Consider the following 2955-nt stretch of genomic DNA (forward strand, 5'->3'; position numbering starts at 1 on the left):
CATCGCCGCTACGCCCACATCGGCGACATCATCAAAGTCACCGGCTTTCACACCTTTAGGTGCAATAATGTAACGACGCTCACCGTCCATGTACTTCAGCAGGGCGATGTGAGCGGTACGATTCGGATCGTATTCCAGACGCTCAACGATAGCCGGAATGCCATCTTTGTTGCGACGAAAGTCTACGATACGGTAGTGCTGCTTGTGACCACCACCGCGATGACGGGTAGTGATGCGACCAGCGTTGTTACGACCACCAGACTTGCTTTTCTTTTCCACCAGAGGCGCGTGAGGGCGACCCTTGTGGAGGTCAGGGTTTACCACCTTGACGACAAAGCGACGACCCGGAGAAGTCGGCTTGCACTTAATTACGGCCATCCTGTAACTCCTTATTCCGCGTCGGCAAAGTCAATCTCTTGACCCTGCGCCAGACTGACGTACGCTTTTTTCCAGTCTGAGCGCTTGCCCATACCGAAACGAGTACGTTTGGTCTTACCTTTAACAACCGCTGTACGAACAGCATCAACGCTGACTTCGAACAGTTGCTCTACCGCTTTTTTGATTTCAAGCTTGGTTGCGTCCTTGGCTACCTTGAAGACGTACTGGCCATGCTCTTCAGCCACCACTGTCGCCTTCTCGGAAATGTGCGGACCAAGCAGAACTTTATAAATACGTTCCTGGTTCATCCCAGCATCTCCTCGAATTTCTTGATGGCTGCAACAGTCATCACGACTTTCTCATGAGCGATCAGGCTGACAGGGTCAACGCCTTGTACGTCACGTGCATCCACATGGGGAATGTTGCGTGTAGCCAGATACAGGTTCTGATCCACTTCATCAGAAACAATCAGACCGCGCTCGACATTCAGCTCTTTCAGCTTGGCTACCATCAGTTTGGTCTTTGGCGTTTCAGCACCGAGGCTTTCAACCACCACCAGACGCTCCTGACGAACCAGCTCAGACAAGATAGAACGCAGAGCACCACGATACATTTTCTTGTTCAGTTTTTGAGCGTGATCCTGTGGTTTAGCAGCAAAAGACTTGCCGCCCCCGCGCCACAGTGGGCTACGGATTGTACCGGCGCGTGCACGGCCAGTACCTTTTTGACGCCAGGGTTTGCGTCCACCGCCGCTTACTTCGCTGCGGGTTTTCTGAGCACGGGTACCTTGACGAGCACCGGCCATGAAAGCAACGACAGTCTGGTGAACCAGGCTTTCGTTGAATTCAGTACCGAAGGTCACGTCAGAGACTTGAACCGTACCAGCACCTGTTACATTCAATTCCATCGTCTAATCCCCTCAGGCGCGCGCTTTAACTGCAGCTTTAACGATAACGTCAGCACCAGTTGCACCAGGTACTGCACCCTTTATCAGCAGCAGGTTACGTTCAGCATCAATGCGAACGATTTCCAGGGACTGAACAGTCACTTTCTCAGCACCCATGTGTCCAGCCATCTTCTTACCCTTGAAGACACGACCCGGGGTCTGACACTGACCGATGGAACCAGGAGCACGGTGAGACAGAGAGTTACCGTGTGTAGCGTCCTGCATATGGAAGTTCCAACGCTTTACACCACCCTGGAAGCCCTTACCTTTGGACTGACCAGTTACGTCTACTTTCTGACCCTGCTCGAACAGGTCAACTCCGATCAACTGACCCAGCTCGTAAGAACCAGAATCGTCAACACGGAATTCCCAAAGACCATGACCAGCCTCTACCTTTGCTTTCGCAAAGTGACCAGCCTCTGGCTTGCGAACACGGCTGCTTTTTTTAGCACCAGTAGTCACCTGAATTGCGTTGTACCCGTCAACATCCAGGCTTTTAACCTGAGTGATACGGTTAGGATCAACCTCAATTACAGTGACTGGCACAGAAGCACCGTCTTCTGTGAAGATACGGGTCATACCGCACTTCTTACCGACTAATCCAATAGTCATTTCAACCTCTCTCGTGTACGGGGCTTTCACCCACTCTGGCCGCTCATTCCAGAGCGTTACACAAAAGTTTTGTGCACACTGAATGGCTGCCCGTGCCGCAATTAACCGAGACTGATTTGCACTTCAACGCCAGCTGCCAAGTCTAGCTTCATCAGCGCATCAACGGTCTTTTCGGTGGGCTCAATAATGTCGAGAAGACGTTTATGAGTACGAATCTCATACTGATCACGCGCATCTTTGTTTACGTGAGGAGAGATCAGAACCGTAAAACGTTCTTTTCGGGTTGGCAGAGGGATCGGACCACGCACCTGAGCACCAGTTCGCTTCGCAGTATCAACAATTTCCTGCGTGGACTGGTCAATCAGACGATGATCAAAAGCCTTCAAACGAATGCGAATCTGCTGAGCTTGACTCATCTTGTTGTAACCATCTATCAATAAAGAACTAAGTCCGGTGAGCAATGCCACCTGGACAAAAGAGGACGCGGAATTCTACTAAGCACAAAACTTAAAGTCAACACAAGTGCTGGACGAAAAATATTTCGACACTTGCTTCAGCCACCGCACGCGTAGTTAAGACGAGATGATAACCTAATTAAACGAGTAATGAGATAAGGAAAACTGCTAAGGAGTGTTGAGCAGGTTGCCCATCCAACCTTTATGATCACGCTAAAAAAGTGTACGACAACACTAAAGTGCTAAAGTTATACCGGACGTTAGAACTTAGCTTGGCGCTAGCTGTCCGGTTTATGCGGTTCACTATACACAACGCGTCAGCCAACACCCGTCTCGAGATATCACAAAGCTGATTCCACGAATCTGTAAGGAAACATCCAAGGCCAACCCGTTAACATCTGTTCTCGACAAGCAGGGTGAGTCTCCCCCATCTCGAACGATTACACGAGGATTACATATACTGCCTTATACCAATGATACTTCAGGAGCTGACTACAACACCCTCTTCCTTTACAGTTTTCCTGGTGCTGCTAAAGATATAATATGCAGTCAAAAACAAGGTAA

General features: G+C 49.8%; 4 protein-coding genes and 1 pseudogene. All 5 read right to left on the reverse strand.

All coding sequences use genetic code 11. From position 1 onward, the window contains the following. Positions 1-378 (reverse strand): annotated as a pseudogene (locus tag KDK17_RS11275) (50S ribosomal protein L2); the annotation flags it as partial. An 11-nt stretch (positions 379-389) separates the two neighbouring features. After that, positions 390-686: a 50S ribosomal protein L23 gene (gene rplW, locus KDK17_RS11280; RefSeq protein WP_034841736.1), complete on the reverse strand. Its 297-nt coding sequence runs from the start codon at positions 684-686 to the stop codon at positions 390-392. Further along, positions 683-1285: a 50S ribosomal protein L4 gene (rplD, locus tag KDK17_RS11285; protein ID WP_257280862.1), complete on the reverse strand. Its 603-nt coding sequence runs from the start codon at positions 1283-1285 to the stop codon at positions 683-685. Before rplD ends, rplW begins: the two co-directional genes overlap by 4 nt. A gap of 12 nt (positions 1286-1297) precedes the next feature. Next, complete coding sequence (rplC, locus tag KDK17_RS11290) at positions 1298-1936, reverse strand: 50S ribosomal protein L3 (RefSeq protein WP_257280861.1); 639 nt, start codon at positions 1934-1936, stop codon at positions 1298-1300. 101 nt (positions 1937-2037) lie between these two features. Further along, positions 2038-2352: a 30S ribosomal protein S10 gene (rpsJ, locus tag KDK17_RS11295; RefSeq protein ID WP_034841731.1), complete on the reverse strand. Its 315-nt coding sequence runs from the start codon at positions 2350-2352 to the stop codon at positions 2038-2040. Positions 2353-2955 lie beyond the last annotated feature (603 nt).

The organism is Endozoicomonas sp. SESOKO2 (assembly GCF_024606245.1).
Classification (GTDB): Bacteria; Pseudomonadota; Gammaproteobacteria; order Pseudomonadales; family Endozoicomonadaceae; genus Endozoicomonas_A.

Coding starts and splice junctions, on each gene's coding strand:
- rpsJ (WP_034841731.1), bottom strand. CDS start 2,352: ATGAGTCAAGCTCAGCAGATTCGCATTCGTTTGAAGGCTTTTGATCAT.
- rplW (WP_034841736.1), bottom strand. CDS start 686: ATGAACCAGGAACGTATTTATAAAGTTCTGCTTGGTCCGCACATTTCC.
- rplD (WP_257280862.1), bottom strand. CDS start 1,285: ATGGAATTGAATGTAACAGGTGCTGGTACGGTTCAAGTCTCTGACGTG.
- rplC (WP_257280861.1), bottom strand. CDS start 1,936: ATGACTATTGGATTAGTCGGTAAGAAGTGCGGTATGACCCGTATCTTC.